This is a genomic window from Roseivirga sp. AWQ4_251, from assembly GCF_056158225.1.
This window is the reverse complement of record NZ_JBSWSW010000002.1, coordinates 1363566-1379345: the sequence shown is the minus strand read 5'-3', so window position 1 is coordinate 1379345 and position 15780 is coordinate 1363566. Positions and strand designations below refer to the sequence as shown.

10 protein-coding genes are annotated in these 15780 nt (G+C 39.1%); 4 read left to right on the top strand and 6 right to left on the bottom strand.

Going from position 1 to position 15780, the window contains the following annotated elements:
* Positions 1 to 140: 140 nt before the first annotated feature.
* Positions 141 to 1487 carry a sigma-54-dependent transcriptional regulator gene (locus tag ACXACJ_RS20025; protein ID WP_475136205.1) on the bottom strand — a complete coding sequence of 449 codons (1347 nt, stop codon included), beginning with the start codon at positions 1485 to 1487 and terminating at the stop codon, positions 141 to 143.
* Between the two features lie 456 nt (positions 1488 to 1943).
* Here ACXACJ_RS20025 and ACXACJ_RS20020 point away from each other — a divergent pair, with 456 nt between their 5' ends.
* On the top strand, positions 1944 to 4346 hold the full coding sequence (locus ACXACJ_RS20020; protein WP_475136204.1) for an ABC transporter permease: 2403 nt from the start codon (positions 1944 to 1946) through the stop codon (positions 4344 to 4346).
* Positions 4347 to 4426: 80 nt separating this feature from the next.
* Here ACXACJ_RS20020 and ACXACJ_RS20015 read toward each other — a convergent pair whose 3' ends face one another.
* The 3 genes from ACXACJ_RS20015 to ACXACJ_RS20005 form a co-directional block, all read right to left on the bottom strand.
* Complete coding sequence (locus ACXACJ_RS20015) at positions 4427 to 5728, bottom strand: response regulator (protein WP_475136203.1); 1302 nt, start codon at positions 5726 to 5728, stop codon at positions 4427 to 4429.
* 247 nt (positions 5729 to 5975) lie between these two features.
* On the bottom strand, positions 5976 to 8669 hold the full coding sequence (locus tag ACXACJ_RS20010; protein ID WP_475136202.1) for an outer membrane beta-barrel protein: 2694 nt from the start codon (positions 8667 to 8669) through the stop codon (positions 5976 to 5978).
* 34 nt (positions 8670 to 8703) lie between these two features.
* Entirely contained in the window at positions 8704 to 9549 is an 846-nt protein-coding gene (locus tag ACXACJ_RS20005) for a GLPGLI family protein (protein ID WP_475136201.1), read from the bottom strand.
* A gap of 122 nt (positions 9550 to 9671) precedes the next feature.
* Between ACXACJ_RS20005 and ACXACJ_RS20000 the strand changes: the two genes are divergently transcribed.
* The gene (locus tag ACXACJ_RS20000; RefSeq protein ID WP_475136200.1) at positions 9672 to 11207 is read left to right on the top strand and encodes a sensor histidine kinase; all 1536 of its coding nucleotides are present in this window, start codon (positions 9672 to 9674) and stop codon (positions 11205 to 11207) included.
* Between the two features lies 1 nt (position 11208).
* Positions 11209 to 11889, top strand: a complete 681-nt coding sequence (locus ACXACJ_RS19995; RefSeq protein WP_475136199.1) for a response regulator transcription factor — start codon at positions 11209 to 11211, stop codon at positions 11887 to 11889.
* 5 nt (positions 11890 to 11894) lie between these two features.
* Here the strand turns inward: ACXACJ_RS19995 and ACXACJ_RS19990 are convergent, their stop codons facing one another.
* Positions 11895 to 14306 carry a M56 family metallopeptidase gene (locus tag ACXACJ_RS19990; protein ID WP_475136198.1) on the bottom strand — a complete coding sequence of 804 codons (2412 nt, stop codon included), beginning with the start codon at positions 14304 to 14306 and terminating at the stop codon, positions 11895 to 11897.
* Positions 14303 to 14677, bottom strand: a complete 375-nt coding sequence (locus ACXACJ_RS19985) for a BlaI/MecI/CopY family transcriptional regulator (protein ID WP_475136197.1) — start codon at positions 14675 to 14677, stop codon at positions 14303 to 14305. Before ACXACJ_RS19985 ends, ACXACJ_RS19990 begins: the two co-directional genes overlap by 4 nt.
* Before the next feature lie 147 nt (positions 14678 to 14824).
* Here ACXACJ_RS19985 and ACXACJ_RS19980 point away from each other — a divergent pair, with 147 nt between their 5' ends.
* Positions 14825 to 15775 (top strand): ion channel, encoded by a 951-nt coding sequence (locus ACXACJ_RS19980; protein ID WP_475136196.1) that lies wholly within the window; start codon positions 14825 to 14827, stop codon positions 15773 to 15775.
* The last annotated feature ends 5 nt before the right edge of the window (positions 15776 to 15780 follow it).

Genomic DNA, 15780 nt, shown 5'->3' with positions numbered 1-15780 from the left:
ACCTTATAGTTGCCAAAAAGAGACCAAGTTTGAGAAAAATTATAAATAACTGATTTTCAGTAATTTAACATATTGAAACAAAAAATCCACTCTACTTTTGAGAGTGGATTTTTCAAATTGAAAGAGATTCTGTGGAATTTTTACTCCATTTCCTTTAGCATGCGGTAAATGGTAGATTGGCCAATATCTAATTTTTGGGCCACTAGTTTAATATCGTCATCGTAGTTTTTGAGGTAGAGTTTAACAATGCGCTGATTGTACTCTTTCAAAGTCATTTCTTCTCCGGAAAGCTCTGCCACCATATCTTTTGTACCGAATGAAATATCCTCTGGTTTTATGGTTTCTGTTTCAGCCATTACCACAGCAAGTTCTACCACCGATTTAAGTTCTCGGATATTTCCTGGGAAGGTGTATCCCATCAACTTTTTGCTGGCATCGCTAGAAAGCGTTTTTTTCGGCAGTTTATTTTCGTTGCAGAAATTCTCGATAAAGTGCTTGGCCAAAACCACCACATCTTTACCTCTTTCTCTTAAAGGAGGAAGTTTAATGGTTAAACCGAAAAGACGATAGTATAAATCTTCACGGAAGTTGCCAGCTTTTACTTCATCGATCAAGTCTCGGTGAGTGGCCGCAATAATTCGGCAATTGATCTTTATGGTTTCCTTTCCCCCAACACGCGTGATTTCCTTTTCTTGAAGTGCTCTCAGAATTTTGGCTTGAAGGGTTTTGTCCATTTCGCCCATTTCATCTAAGAATAAGGTACCTCCGTTGGCTTGTTCAAACTTACCAATATGGCGGCTGGCCGCGCCCGTAAAAGATCCCTTTTCGTGACCGAACAATTCACTTTCGGCCAATTCTTTAGGAATGGCACTCATGTTTACGGCTACAAATGGTGCATTCTTTTTATCTGAATTATAATGCACAGCCTTAGCCACAAGCTCTTTACCTGTACCTGTTTCTCCATTTATAATTACAGAAATGTTAGTAATGGTAGCCTTTTTAATAAGGTTAAAAACCTTTTTAAGCGCATCGCTATTACCAATTATCGAATTCTGAAAATCATATTTCTGCTCAACTTCTGATTGAAGCACCTCGATACGTTCTTCCAAAGAAGACCTTTCTCTAATATGCTTAATTACATTATGAAGCCTGTCTTTAATGTCCTTCGTTTTAGTAATGTAATCGTAAGCTCCATTTTTGAGCAAGCCTACTGCGGTATCGATTTCGCTTTGTTCGGAAATGATTACCACTTTAGTTTCTGGTGAAACTTCCCTGATTTTCTTAAGAAGTTCTTCTCCGTTGGTATCGGGAAGACGATAATCCAAGGTGATAATCTGAGGCTTTTCCTGCAGTTGGGCTAAAAGTGACTTTCCGTCTTCAAAAGCCAAAACCTTAAAATCTGGATTTAATTCGAGTGTATATACTAAAAGTTTGCGGTACCATTCATCGTCTTCAACTACGAAAATGGTAAAAGAGGCTTCGTTCATGCCACAATTTACAAAATGAAACCAAAGTGAGGAGCCGATTTTAAAAGTTAGTGGAAAGAAGATAAAAATGGCTTGGCCAGCCTGTATCAACCGATTTGCATGGCCATAAAAAAACCCGAGGTTAACTACTCCTCGGGTTCTAAACAAATAAACTACTAACTATATGAAGAGGATCACTCACTCGCAATCCATGAATCCTATTTTAATTTGAGATAATAAGGAATTTTATATTTCTCCTTATTTCTTTTCTTTCATAACGGAAGAACTCTGCCTTCTGTTGTGTTTCTTAATACAAAGATCGATATCTGAGCGGAAAAGTTGTAATTCAGAAATTATTTTAACGTTAATTAACTCTTAAAATCAGTTTAAGGGACGGTATTTTAACAACTAAAAAATTAGTCGATTGCTTTTAACTGATTTTGAAGTTTGGTAGATTGAAGAAAACTCAAACTCAACATGAACACAATCAATCTACGCTTTGCCTTTCGCTTTCTTTGGCGAAACAAATTCTTCACCCTGCTCAATATTTTTGGTCTTATGCTAGGCCTTACAGCGTCCATTTGGCTGATGCTGTATTTAAAAAATGAACTCACTTACGATCAATATCACGAAAACGCTGATCGAGTTTATAGGTTCAGCCACAACTTAAAAGCTCCTGGTGTTGAATTCAACACAGCGTTTTCCGCCAGTGAATTACCTCCACTACTTGCCGAAGAGTTTCCCGAAGTAGAATCATATGCCCGTTTTGTTGGCGCTCAAAAAAGAGAAGTGAGTTATGAAAACCAGCCTTATACAGAAAGGGACATTTTCTATACCGATCCGGCTGTTTTCGACATTTTCTCAATTCCTCTTATTGAAGGAAATAGCAAAACGGCCTTAAAAGAACCGTCATCGGTCATTATTTCTGAAAGTCTTAAAACCAGAATTTTCGGCAATGGAAATGCACTGAATGAAATTGTAAAAATTGACAATCAGAATGTAAAAGTCACTGGCGTTTTTAAAGACCTACCAGAAAATACACACTTCAAATTTCAGGCTTTAGTTTCTGGCGTTCAAACCAGGGCATTTGCTATGCAAAATGGCGTTTTCAATTCCGAAGTGCTCTGGAATGCTGATTGCGCCAACTATATTCTTATGCGCCCAGGTTTTGACAAAGCTAAGTTTCTACAAAAATTCGAAGCCTTTAACGAAAAGTATTACATGCCATTTGGCAACCAAATTAACGGAGAACACAAATTAAGAATTCAAAGCTTACCTGACATTCACTATGATAGCGCGGCCATTGATGACGACTTTCCTAAAGGCAATCCAGCCAATTTGCTCGCTTTTAGCATTATTGGCTTATCCATATTATTCTTGGCGTGCATCAATTATATAAACTTATCAACCGCCAGAGCAGGATTGCGCGCTAAAGAAATTGGCATCAGAAAGGTTTTAGGATCAGCTTCGGCCAAATTGAAATTGGGCATTTTATTCGAATCGTTGATACAAGTTTTTATCGCTTTACTCTTGAGCATTGTCGCTGCTTGGTTTATCATTGAACACAGCTCATTTCAATCGTTGCTTGGCGTAAATTTCTCTTTCAATCTTTTTGAACAGCCCGATTTGATTGCGCTCATTATGGCTTTGGTTCTATTAACAGGTCTGGTTTCCGGCTTATATCCAGCGTTCTATTTGGCCCGAATCAAACCTGTGAAAGCCTTGAGGGGCACTTGGGTAGCGAGCAAGGGAGGTAATTGGGTCAGAAAAGGCCTCGTTCTATTTCAATTTGTTATTTCCATTGCTGTGCTAACAGGCACATTGTTGATGAAAGATCAGCTTAATTTTATGCAGAACAAGAGTTTGGGGTTTGATAAGGATCAAATTATTGTGATCAATACCCAAGACAGTGTTGCGGAGGCAAAGTTCAAAGTGCTAAAAGATGCGCTGGAACAAAATCCGCAAATCGAAGCGGTGACATCTTCCAACTTTTTACCGGGAACCGATATTGGCCAACAAGTTTTTAAGGTTGAAAAGGATGGCGAAATGCAACAGCAAGAATTCAAAACCATCAATGGGGGAGCCGATTACCTTAAAGTATTTGGCATAGGCTTAAAAGAAGGCCAGTTTTTTCGTGGTGACGAAACCCGTGGCAATGCATTTTTTGTGGTAAACGAAACCGCAGCCAAGCAACTTGGCTGGGATGCTCCAATTGGTAAAAAAGTCGGTTTCTTTCGCCAACAAGATCCCGGGCAAATTATTGGAGTTGTAAGAGATTTCAATTTCTTTTCCTTACACAATCCCATAGAACCCTTGATTTTTGTTTACAACCCAAATGCTGGTAACAAAATGATTGTGAGGTATAGAACAGGGAATGATGAAAGTAAATTGATTGCAAATATTCAGGCTGTTTGGGAAGAAGCTGTTCCTAATTACCCGTTCGATTACACCTATTTGAACCAAAGTTTAAAGGCTCAATACGATGCCGATCGTAACCAAAGTAAGTTGATTACTTCTATGTCCGTTCTATGCATGATCATTTCATTAATTGGCCTTTCCGGGCTTTCGGCTTTTAATGTGAGTCAAAGGAAAAAGGAAATCGGCATAAGGAAAGTTCTTGGTGCTATGACTGGCCAAATCGTTAAAATCATTTTTGCCGATACACTTAAAATCGTGATTATCGCTGGAGTTATTTCGGCACCCATTACCTATTGGGTTATTAACAGTTGGGTTGAAAATTTTGCATACCAAGCCACTTTCAATTATTTGCTTTTGGTAATAGCAACGGTTTTGGCGGTTATTTTGACCTTTTTAATTGTTAGCAGCCACGTAGTTCAAACGGCAAGGCAAAACCCAAGTCAAACTTTAAGGCAGGAATAGCTAAATCAAGAAATCACTCTTTTAAAAAATAAAGCCTCCAAAAGAGGCTTTTTCTATTTCCTTACTATTCTAGAGTAGTATCAAACGTATTGCTGCATATCGGCCAAAGCTAAAGCAACGCCTTGGTCAAACTCTTGATGCAAACTGATAATTAAAGCCTTGTTTTCTCCTGAGTGAACGAGTTCGTGAAGTTCATTTCTTTGTTCTATAAGGCTTGCAACACCTAAATAGTCGATACTCGGGCGAATTTTATGAAGCACTTGGCGGGCAGGTTCCCATTGCTCATTTTCAACGGCTTTGGTTAATAAGGTCATTTCTCCAGGCAATGTATCGCTAATCGTAACGATGAGTTCTTTCAGAAACCCTTCATCTCCTCCCACAATTTTCTTCAATGTGGATAAATCCACCTTATAATTCTCGTTCATCGCCAACACATTTGAAATGGAATTCGACAAAGCCTTTAAATCCAAAGGTTTTTGAAGGCATTGCCAGTTTTCATAATGCTTGAGCCCATTTTGGCTTTCGGCAGTATGTCCACTCACAAAAATAAAAGGAATTTGAGAATTCTGTTTCCTTTGGCGCTTTAACAGTTGTATGCCACTGATTTCGGGCAATTCTAAGTCAGAAATAACCAAAGCAGGCTCCTTATCCGTCAAAAATTCAAGGGCTTCAAAACCATCAGTAGCCATGGTAACTTTCGCACCGCTCTGCTCCAGAAAGCTTTGCACCAAATTTCTGCTTTCTGATGCTTCATTAGCCAATAAAACAGCATGCCCTTTGAGGTTCACCAAAGGCATAACTTCTGAGCTTTCACTTTGATTTTCAAACGTCAAACCTTCAGCATCAGTTTTTTGCTGAACTGGCAAATCGAACATATCGCTAACTGCAGCATTCAACTGTTCGGTTGCCAACTTCACTACTGAAAAGTGGTCTTCAGCTCGTTCTGGCTCTGTTTGCATCAGACTGACGGAAGAATTTAAATCCTCGATAGTAGAGATAATCCCTTGAGCCAATTCAACCTGTGTCGATTCCTTCTGCTTAAGCGAAATCAATTCTAACTGAAGTTCGGCCATTTGAGTGGGCACATCTTCTGCTAGTTCACCAGTAGATACTGCAGAACTTCTTTCGGCCACCATTTTGATCAACCCGTCTTCCATTCTTTCAAAATGGAAATTCATAAGGCTTCCTTCTTCGTCCCAAACAACTTCTTTAAAGTCATGAACATGGCCAATTTGCATGGTTGGAAAAACCTCGGCTAAACCGTGAAGATATGTGGATTGGTCATAAACAGATTGGCTGGGCAGCAAATCAAAAAGTGAATTACAGCTTTCTCTTAAAAAGCCTTCAACATCGAAAATCGCTATCTGGATCCTCGATTTCATATGATGCAGTTTTAAAGCATCTAGCCGTTTCACCCAATCTGTTTTTAGTTAGAAAAAAATACTTGTTAAAAGTAATATTTTTTAACCATTCGAAAATCAAAATGGAGTGAAATTTGGCAACTGAAATACAATAATTCGAATTTGGAAACTCCGTTTTACAGAATATTACAACGTGTTCATGAAAAAAGAGCGTGTACTCTTAAAAAGTACACGCTCTTTCAACTATCTTTTAATATATTGCTATTTACTATAAATCATACATTACAGAGAAGAGATAATATCGTTTTTGAATGTAATATTCGTACGTACTGATCAAGTTATTTGAGAAAGAATCTCTTCTGATGCCTGTAGTATTCATCAAGTTCATTCCTGAAACTTTGAATTCCCATTTACTTCCTTCTTTTCTATAACTCAAATCGGCATTCAATAAATCATACTGACTTTTCGTGTCATTAGAAGTGTTTACATACTGATTGTATTCGTAGTTAATGTCCAGTACAAAGCCTTTTAGAAAGTTGATATTGAGTTTAGAAAATGGTTTATGATTTTCAAATTTACTTCCTGCACTTCTCCCTTGATAATCGCTGAATGAAACCTCGTAGCCTAAATCCCAAAAGATTGATTTAAAGAAAGAAGTTGAAAATGTGGTTTTGTAGGATTGCGTAAAATTCACGTTCTCGTTAGAAACATCACTGATCAAATTGTTGGTGATACTACAACTCCAATTCCCTGATAGTGCTACACGAAAACGATCAAAGCGCTTGTCGGCACTGGCATAACCCGTCAACATTTCATTGGCCACATCGATATTGACTGGCATACTGACTTTTTCCAATCCGCTAAAATCAATCACGCTGCTGATGTCGTCAAAACGTTTTTGATAGTTCATTCCTCCATAAATATTCAGGAAGTTGTACATGTTGAAATTTGAATAGCTAAGATTTGCGCTGTGATACCAACTGTTTTTCAAAGCAGGATTACCCGCAAATAGGGAATTGTAACCTTGAACTAGAATTCCCTGAGCTACATTTTGAATATCTGTAAACTGCGCTTCGGTACTATAATTCAATGCAATTGAATGAGACCTACGGAAGTCATACTTGGCATTCAGACTGGGTAACAGTAATGTTTTGTTGAAAGATTCTGAGGTTCCTAGTTGGCTATTCTGAATATCGTAGTAATGCAAATTTAAGCTTGGGCTTAGTGTAAACTTGCCCATTTTGGTTCGGTACAACACTCCCAGATAGTAATCTCCAAAACCGTAATCAACCAAATTATTGAATTGCTGATCCTGAATGGCTTCAGTCGATCCATTTTCTAATTTTTCGACCAAACCAGAAGTCATATCCTGTGCTGAATAGTTCATCCCAATTTTGAAATTGATGTGATTGGTTTTGTTCAAAATACGGTAATAGTTAAAAGCAGCTTCTGCCTGATTGGTTGTGACTTCCTTCAATTGAAGCAGATTATAGGGCTCATTTCCCGACATAGGAATGATTGAAGCAAACGGACGCTGTGTAGTCAACAGATCGTAAGTAGGATCTTGCGTGCTATACTTATAAGCGGCCTCAAAAGAAAAAACATTCTTTTCACCCGGAGCATAGAAACCGCGCACCTGTTGGTCTAATGAAAAAGGTTTTTGGCTCGTTTCTCCGTTAATCATATTGGTATTTCCATTAAAAAGAGAGGTTTGAGCATCGGCATTTCTCAAATCTGAAATTCTTGAAAAAGCGCTGTAATCAATTTGCAAACTTGGATTTGGCGCGTACTTCGTTCCAAACTTAAAGAGGCCCGAAGTGCTCTTCACGTTAGATTCAGAAGTCAGTAACTCGTTGCTTTCACCTGATTGCTGAACATATTTTCTCTGAGAAATAGACCCCAAGGTATTATCGACTTTGGAACCAATGGCAAATCCAGAAAACCTGAGTTTTTTAGTAGGGGTGAAATTGTAATTGAGCGCACCCAACTGGTTATTCAGTTCCTGAGCATTATTTCTTTCAGCCATTGGAATACCCAAAGAATTTGAACTTACCTGAAAACTTGATCCGCTTCTGCTGGCAAAACCACCCAAACCTCCTGTAAATCGAAAAAAGTCGCTGATGGAAAATGCTAATTCTCCAATATTGTTGGCATCGGCAATCAAATTGACATTAGTTTTGGGGTCGTAGTAGAACACATTTGCGTGACCTCGATATCTGCCTTCAGGCCCTCCACCAGCAGCCACATCACCAAAAACCATATTCTTTTTATTGTCCTTAAGTTGAATGTTTAGAGCCAATTGATCACTGTTATTCACCCCACTTAGAGGCCCAACATCGTTGAAATTTTGAAGCACCTGAACCTTGTCTACCACGTTGGCTGGTAAGTTTTTCGTGGCCAGTTTTGTGTCTCCTTCAAAAAACTCCTTGCCTTCTACCAAAAGCTTATTCACCTTTTTGCCTTGAACGGAGACCTCACCATTATCATCCACTTCAAACCCTGGTAAATCCTTCAATACATCCTGAAGCTTTCTTTCATTCCCTTGGGTGAAGACTTCAGCTTTGTAGGTTATGGTATCGCCTTGAATGAGCACGGGCATTTCGGTCACCACCTCCACATCCGTTAGTTGAGTCACGTCATTTTTGAGCACAATCAGCATGGGCATATCAGTGTTGTTTTTAGCCGTAATGATTTTCTCAAAAGCCAAAAAGCCAATGAAGCTAGCTTTTAACTGGTATACTTTTCCTTCTTCTAAATTTAGCCTGAATTGACCTTGATTGTTGGTAACGCCAAAAGAAGCCACGGTTTTCTTAGCGGTATCCAAGGCCATTACATTGGCGAATTCCAAAGGAATACCCAGCGAATCGCGTACTTCGCCCACAAAAGCCACCTTTTGTTGTGCTTTTAGAGCAAAGCCCGATAAGCCAAGCATCAAAATGATGATGGTAGAAAGTTTTTTCATGCCTGTTGTTTGTGAATTGACCTAGGGCTGCCGATTAATTACCACCAATTTTGATTACGGTTTTGCCTCCTTTACTTTCGGAACTGAATTTCTCCATCATCTCCTGAGTTTTTTCCTCACGAATGGCCTCATACTCCTCCTGAGTCACTTTTTTGCCTTTGTTGGGCATTTTTATATCCACGCCACCTTCAGGATTTAAAGTGAGTTTTGTACATAAATACGTGGTTCTACCGTCCGACACTTCTAAAATTAAACCCGGCAAACCCCAATAATCGCCAGGACCTTGCGATACAGGAATTTGAGGCGTGTACCAAGCTTCAATCTGAACAGTATCGGTCACGGTTTTCATTTCGTTTTCGCCTTCATTAGAGAAAGACATGGTTTTGTGTTCAGAAATTTTGGTACTGACAGCCTTTTGAGCCATATAGTTGCCAATTTTTTTCGTCTCGTCTGTTAGCTTCCATTCTCTGGTTTCCAGTTCATCATCTACTAAAAATGGCTTTGAATAAATATCGGCCTGACGCAGAAAACGCTGTGTAGCCACGTTTTTATACAAGCCAGTTCCTCCAGCAGTTGTCATTCTAATTACAACCCCGCCTGAAGATGCTGCGGTTGGAGCACCGTCCAAACTCTCTTCTTCTTTCCAGTACGATTCAGTCAAATTGAACTTCAACGTGAACTCTTTCTGAAGTTGCTTTTTCATCTGTTCAGCAATTTTGGCTTCCATTTCTGGGTCCATGCCATCGCCTTTAACACTAAAACCCTTCATTTGGGTGACAGACTGATAATGAGCTTCTCCTTGAAAGTTTTGGGCCTTGAGCTGTGAGCTGGCCAAAGTGATGATAAAAAGTAGGAGGTAAAAGATGTTGAGTTTTTTCATTTCCGTAGACTTTGATTTTTCGATATTCAAACCAAGTCATAGTAGTCTAAACAATGAGTTAACGAGTGTTAACGAGTGTTAACCAAGGCGTTAAGCCATTGCTGAATCACTATATTTGAAGTGTGAAAAAGGGTAAGTTCAAACTTATTATCTATTTGATTTCCTGCACGGTTTTGCTCACCGTGGGCATTCAGGTATACCGGAATATTCAGAATTATCAACTGAACAAGGAACGCTTTATTAAGGATGTTCAAACCGCCTTGGACAATGGTGTAGAGAGCTATTATGCCTTTATGGCCAAAACCGATGTACTCAAATTCAAGACGGAGGAACTGGATGAAAAAGGACCTCAGATCAAAAAAATGCTAAGCGGGGCGGTATCTTCTTCATGGAGTACTTCAGCCGACAGTTTGCTAGACAGTATCGGAAAATCCAAACCCTTTATGCAAATCAGCATGGCCGATTCGATTGTAAAAAACGGCAATTTGTCATTTGGCTCCATTCATGTAACCTCATACGGCAACTCCGATCGAGCTCCAAAACTGATGGGCTATTTTTCTAAAGATTCCATTCCTTCTTCTATAAAAATTCGCAAAGTAGACAGCGTAACCAAAAGTCAGGCATTTGAAGAGTTTACTAAGATGGTTATCATATCCCTCACAAGGGATACTGTGGATTTCAAAAAGCTCAATAAAGGGGTATTGGCAGAATTGGACCGAAGAAATCTGAACATTGACTATCGCCTTAAACATTTTAAGGACTCAACTTTGAAGGGTGAGTTCACCACAAAAGAAGGTAGAACTTTCGATTTATCTACTGTTTCCAACTCCAGTTTCTTGCCCAAAGGGCAGTCTATTGAAATAGATTTCCCCAATTCTTCTCTTATTATTCTGAAAAGAGGAATGGCCGACATGCTGATTTCTTTGCTGATTTGTTTAGCCGTAATTGGCTCGCTACTCTATTTGTATCGCATTATCAACCAACAAAAGCAATTGGCCGAAATCAAAAATGACTTGATTAGCAACATTACCCACGAATTTAAAACGCCTATTGCCACGGTAAATTCCGCTTTGGAAGGCATTGCAAATTTCAATCGAGCGAACGATCCGGCTAAAACCGCCAAATATTTAAGCATTTCGAACCAGCAATTGGAAAAGCTAAACCTTATGGTGGAGAAGCTTTTGGAAACAGCAACCTTGGATAGCGAAGATCTTAAACTGAGAAAAGAACCTCTCAATTTTAGCCAAATGTTGCACACCATGATTGAGAAATATAAAATGGTGGGCGAAGCTAAGTTCATTCGGTTTTTGGAACATCAACAAGATGTAATTGTGGAGGCCGATCCATTTCATTTAGAAAACGCTATTTCCAATCTGATCGACAATGCCATTAAATATGGAGGAGATGAAATAACTGTTTCTTTAGATCAGAAAAATGGCTTTACGCAAGTGGTTGTACAAGACAACGGAGGCTTTATAGAAAAGAGTCAAAAGGAAAGAATATTTGACAAATTCTATAGAATACCCAAAGGTAATCAACATGATGTTAAAGGATTTGGCATTGGTTTGTACTATACCAAAAGCATTATAGAGAAGCATGGTGGCTCTATAAAATTGATTCTAAAACCCCAACTCACCAGTTTTGAAATAGCGATTTAAGATGGATCGGAAAATAAAAATATTGCTGGCTGAAGATGAAACTGCTTTAGGAACCATCGTTAAAGAGAGTTTGGAAACCCGTGGTTTTGAGGTTCTATTTTGTGAAAATGGAGAAGAAGCCATGAGGGTTTATAAAAATGAAAGTCCAGAATTGTTGGTGCTTGACGTAATGATGCCCAAAAAGGATGGATTCACTTTGGTAAAAGAAATCAGAACTAGCAATGAAAACATCCCGGTGATATTTCTGACTTCAAAATCCAGAACAGAAGATGTTGTGGAAGGCTTTGGCCTGGGCGGAAATGATTATTTGAAAAAGCCCTTCAGCATGGAAGAGTTGATTGTGAGAATTCATGCTTTATTGGACAGAAAAAAGAGGCGTGAATCTTCCGAAGAAATTGCGATTGGCAAGTACTCTTTCAACTTTTCTAAACAAAGGCTTCAGTTAGGAGAAAACGAACATCAGCTTACGCATAGAGAAGCACAAGTGCTTTTTCATTTGTGCGAAAACAAAAATGCCGTCACCGACCGCAGCTTGATTTTGAACAAGCTTTGGGGCAATGACGACTTTTTTAATGCTCGCAGCATGGATGTTTTCATTTCCAAACTGCGTAAAAAACTAGCTGCAGACGATTCGGTTGAAATTCTAAACGTGAGAGGTTTCGGCTACAAGCTAGTTTGTTGACACAACTATTTCGTTTTTACCTTTATGAGAACCTCACGCTTCTTCAGTTGCTTTTTCTTATAGAATTCATACATTTTATCACCCTTGATGACTTCCATTTTTTCAAGGGTGCCACTACCTAAGTTGTACAAGTTTTCAAAAGTCCAATCAGGTTTTAGTTCGCCATTAACTTCAATCATAGGCGTTAAACCCTGAACATCTTTAAGTGCTAAATCAAGTTGTTCCTTCTCGGGAATCCAATCGCTAAATATTGCTTCTGAATAATCGGGGCTAGTTACCGTTAACAAAACGATTTTATCATATCTGCTTTTCTTATACCCATGCTTTGTCAAAACCTTCACAAAGGACTTTTCTTCTGACGAGCCGGAATCTACTGAGATACTTAGAATATAATTGGGATCGATAAGCCTAAAGTCTTGTTCACTTCTCTCCTTACCATCTATCAAATAAACCACCTCCTTATCATCAGATTTTGCTGAACGGATTTTAACGCTTACCCTTTCTCTAGCCTCTTTTCTTTGAGCTTCTTCAGTTGAATAGAAATAGTGTGTGTCTCCCTTCTTTTCAAAAATCTTCGCAGAATCCAAGGAGATTAATTTTACATTCAGTGCTTTCAGCGATACGGAGTCAATAAATCTGTAATTATCCACAATGTCGACCACCTTCATTCCAATTGGGATGAGATCATTCAATTCCTGTGCGCTCAAAATTTTGCCATGGAATTGAAAAACACTGCTGTCAGCTTTGATTCCCTTTGTAAGTTCAATGAGCTTATGAGTTGATATAATTTGCTCCTGAATGGCCAAAGCATCTTTTAGGTTTTCCAATTCTTTAACCATATCTAGCTTCTTGAGCTGAAGAAGAACAGAGGTGGAATCGAGAGATTGCAAGCTAACTTCTTTAAGTCTCATTTTGAGTTGTTCTAACTCCTCACGCAATTCCTTTGACAACTGTTGTTCCGAAGAAACCCTTTCGAGTTGCGAAATAGCCTCTATTTCCGCCTTCATTCTTCTGGTTAAGTCTTCAACTTGCTCTTCTTCTATGGTTTGTTTTGCCAGATTTGATTTTTTGGCAAAGCCTCTGAGCTGTTCATAAGCTTCCTTGTAAGTCTGAAATTCATCTCCCGTCAAATTCCTTCCAGAAATGCTGATACTTTCCACAGCGCCTAAAGCTGAGGTTTTCACTTTCACGGCACTGTTCGGCTGAACCATTTCGAGAATAGCATTGGCAACTTTGCCCGTATCCTGTTTAACCATTTCACGGATTGAAAAATCGTTTATGGTATCAATATTCAAAGGATCGGTGCTCAAATTATATGCTTCCGGTTCAATGGCTTGAAGCATAACATCTGCTGATTCCAAAGGGCTTTCACTTGGTTTTTGAACGTAGCTCATCAACAGAAAACTCGAAAGCAAAAGAGCCATAGAAAGCAAACCTCCTAACCAATTGGTGTTTGATTTTCTTTGAGCAATTCGCTGAACCCTTTTCAACATTTGATTTTTACGATTTGCAAAAGCCAAAGCAGGGGAATGATTCATGGATTGAAATTCAGAAACACTCGCCAAAGCCCTCACCAAGGACAGTCGCCCGTTGGCCAGTTCCATGGCATTTTCATCGCAGTCAAACTCTCTTTCATCGTCCAATTGAGCGTTCAACCACCAAAATGCAGGATGATAAAAATACAGAACCTGCAACACGTTGATAACTATGTTGATAAGAAAATCCATTCTTCGAATATGAGCGAGTTCGTGTAGAAGAATTGCCTCAATTTGGTCTGTAGGTAGCGCCTGAATTAAACCCATAGGAAAAATAATCACAGGTTTTATTACCCCCATCACCAAAGGAGAAGAAATAGCTTCAGAGTACTTTAAAAGCACTTTTTGTTTAATTTTTAATTTTTCACAATAAGCTTGAAGAACGCCAAGCCATTCTGAATCGGTAATTTCGTTGGCGTTGGATTTCAAGCGATTAAGAAACACAAAACCTCCCAACATTCTGACTGTGAATAACAAGCAGCCAATCAACCAAATGGCCATTGCAATGCCTGCATTTTTCTGAGTCCATTCCCTCCAAAAAGCCAAAGGGTCTACGGAAGAAGAAATTGGAGATGATTCAACAGCCGTTTGATGAAACTCCGTGCTGTCATATACAAAATTCAAATCCAAAAGTCCTATTGAAGATAATCGAGATGATTCAACACGATAATCCTGGTAATGCTGATAAAATGTGAAACCTGAAATTATAGGAAGGGCCAAAATTGCTACAAGTACAATTTTAAAGCGCAAGGCGGGACGTGCATTTTTTGTGAAAGCGAGCAAAAGGAAAGTTAGAATAAGAACAAGTGCTCCTTGCCAAAGCGAATCGAGCAAAGTTGAGCCAATAATGGCTGTCCATTGTGGGTTAATCAGCGCATTCATTCGTCACCTCCTTCTAGTTTTTCAATAAGCTTTTTAATCTCGTCCAATTCCCTTTGGGAAGCTTTACCCTGACCAAGGGCTTGCATTACCAATTGTGACGCTGAACCACTAAAAGCACTTTCAACAAGTCTATTAAGTAAAGTTTGCTGTACTTTACTTTGATTAATAGCTGACTTGTACACATGCGTGCGAGAGGTTTCATCTCTTTCTACTAAGCCTTTTTGAGCCATAATTTGCATCAACTTTAAGGTAGTAGTATAGCCGGTTTCCCTGGTTTTATTCAGTTCATCATTCACTTCACGAACCGTACACGGCTCTTTATTCCAAAGAACTTTCAGTATTTCAAGTTCAGATTCTGTTGGCTTATTCATATCAGATATTTTGAGTTAAATCATTACGAAGCATTTCGTACAACAATTATATACGAACTATTTCGTAAACGCAAGACCACTACGAATAAATTCGTAGAACTTTTTATTCTTTCAATTTATTAGCTTTAAAAATTAAGATCAACCTGCATGAAAAGCCCCTTAAGCTTTAACCCAAAACAGAAGAAAAGCCAAGAACTCGGCTTTGGCAATAAGGCTTATGGCAAAAATACCCGAATGATAACCTCAGACGGGATTTCCAATGTAAAGCGGGAAGGCTTGAATTTCTGGAGTTCTTTAGACGCCTACCACGAGCTTATTAACATGCACTGGCTGGGCTTCATTCTTATTCTGTTTCTATCTTTTGTGGTGGTGAATCTCATATTTGCCGTTCTGTATTACCTAGCGGGAAAGGGGGCGATTACGGGTGCAAATCATACCGATACGCTACACCACTTTCTCGATGCATTTTACTTCAGCACACAAACCATAACCACCGTAGGCTTTGGCGGCCTTAGCCCCAATTCCAACTGGGTAAGCATATTATCTGCTTTCGAATCATTTTTAGGCTTATTGGGAATAGCCTTAGCTACAGGTCTTATGTTTGCCCGGTTTTCAAAACCCAGAAAACAACTCATGTATAGTGAAAACGCCATCATTGCTCCTTACCACCACATCAACGCCTTGATGTTTCGCTTTGCTAACGGAGGCAAAAATCAACTGATAGAAAATGAGGTAGAGGTTGTGGCTACGGTATGGGATGAAGAGGAGGATCGTAGAATTTTTCAACCCTTAAAACTAGAGCGCTCCAAAATCAATTTCCTGTCCACCACATGGACCATCGTTCACCCAATTGATGAGAAAAGCCCGCTAAACAATTTGACCAAAGCGGACATGAAGCAACATAGCCTAGAAATCATCATCATGTTCAAAGCTTTTGACAATACTTATGCCCGCATGATCTACGATAGAAGAAGCTATAGTCATGAGCGAATTGTTTGGGGTAAGAAATTCGTTCCTGTTTTCATTCGCGACAATGAGACTATAATGAAAATTGACATGAAAAAATTGGGGCAGATGGAAGACGCAACACTAAACTAGCCTTC

Coding starts and splice junctions, on each gene's coding strand:
- ACXACJ_RS20005 (WP_475136201.1), bottom strand. CDS start 9,549: ATGAAAAAACTCAACATCTTTTACCTCCTACTTTTTATCATCACTTTG.
- ACXACJ_RS20025 (WP_475136205.1), bottom strand. CDS start 1,487: ATGAACGAAGCCTCTTTTACCATTTTCGTAGTTGAAGACGATGAATGG.
- ACXACJ_RS19990 (WP_475136198.1), bottom strand. CDS start 14,306: ATGAATGCGCTGATTAACCCACAATGGACAGCCATTATTGGCTCAACT.
- ACXACJ_RS20015 (WP_475136203.1), bottom strand. CDS start 5,728: ATGAAATCGAGGATCCAGATAGCGATTTTCGATGTTGAAGGCTTTTTA.
- ACXACJ_RS20020 (WP_475136204.1), top strand. CDS start 1,944: ATGAACACAATCAATCTACGCTTTGCCTTTCGCTTTCTTTGGCGAAAC.
- ACXACJ_RS19985 (WP_475136197.1), bottom strand. CDS start 14,677: ATGAATAAGCCAACAGAATCTGAACTTGAAATACTGAAAGTTCTTTGG.
- ACXACJ_RS19980 (WP_475136196.1), top strand. CDS start 14,825: ATGAAAAGCCCCTTAAGCTTTAACCCAAAACAGAAGAAAAGCCAAGAA.
- ACXACJ_RS19995 (WP_475136199.1), top strand. CDS start 11,209: ATGGATCGGAAAATAAAAATATTGCTGGCTGAAGATGAAACTGCTTTA.
- ACXACJ_RS20010 (WP_475136202.1), bottom strand. CDS start 8,669: ATGAAAAAACTTTCTACCATCATCATTTTGATGCTTGGCTTATCGGGC.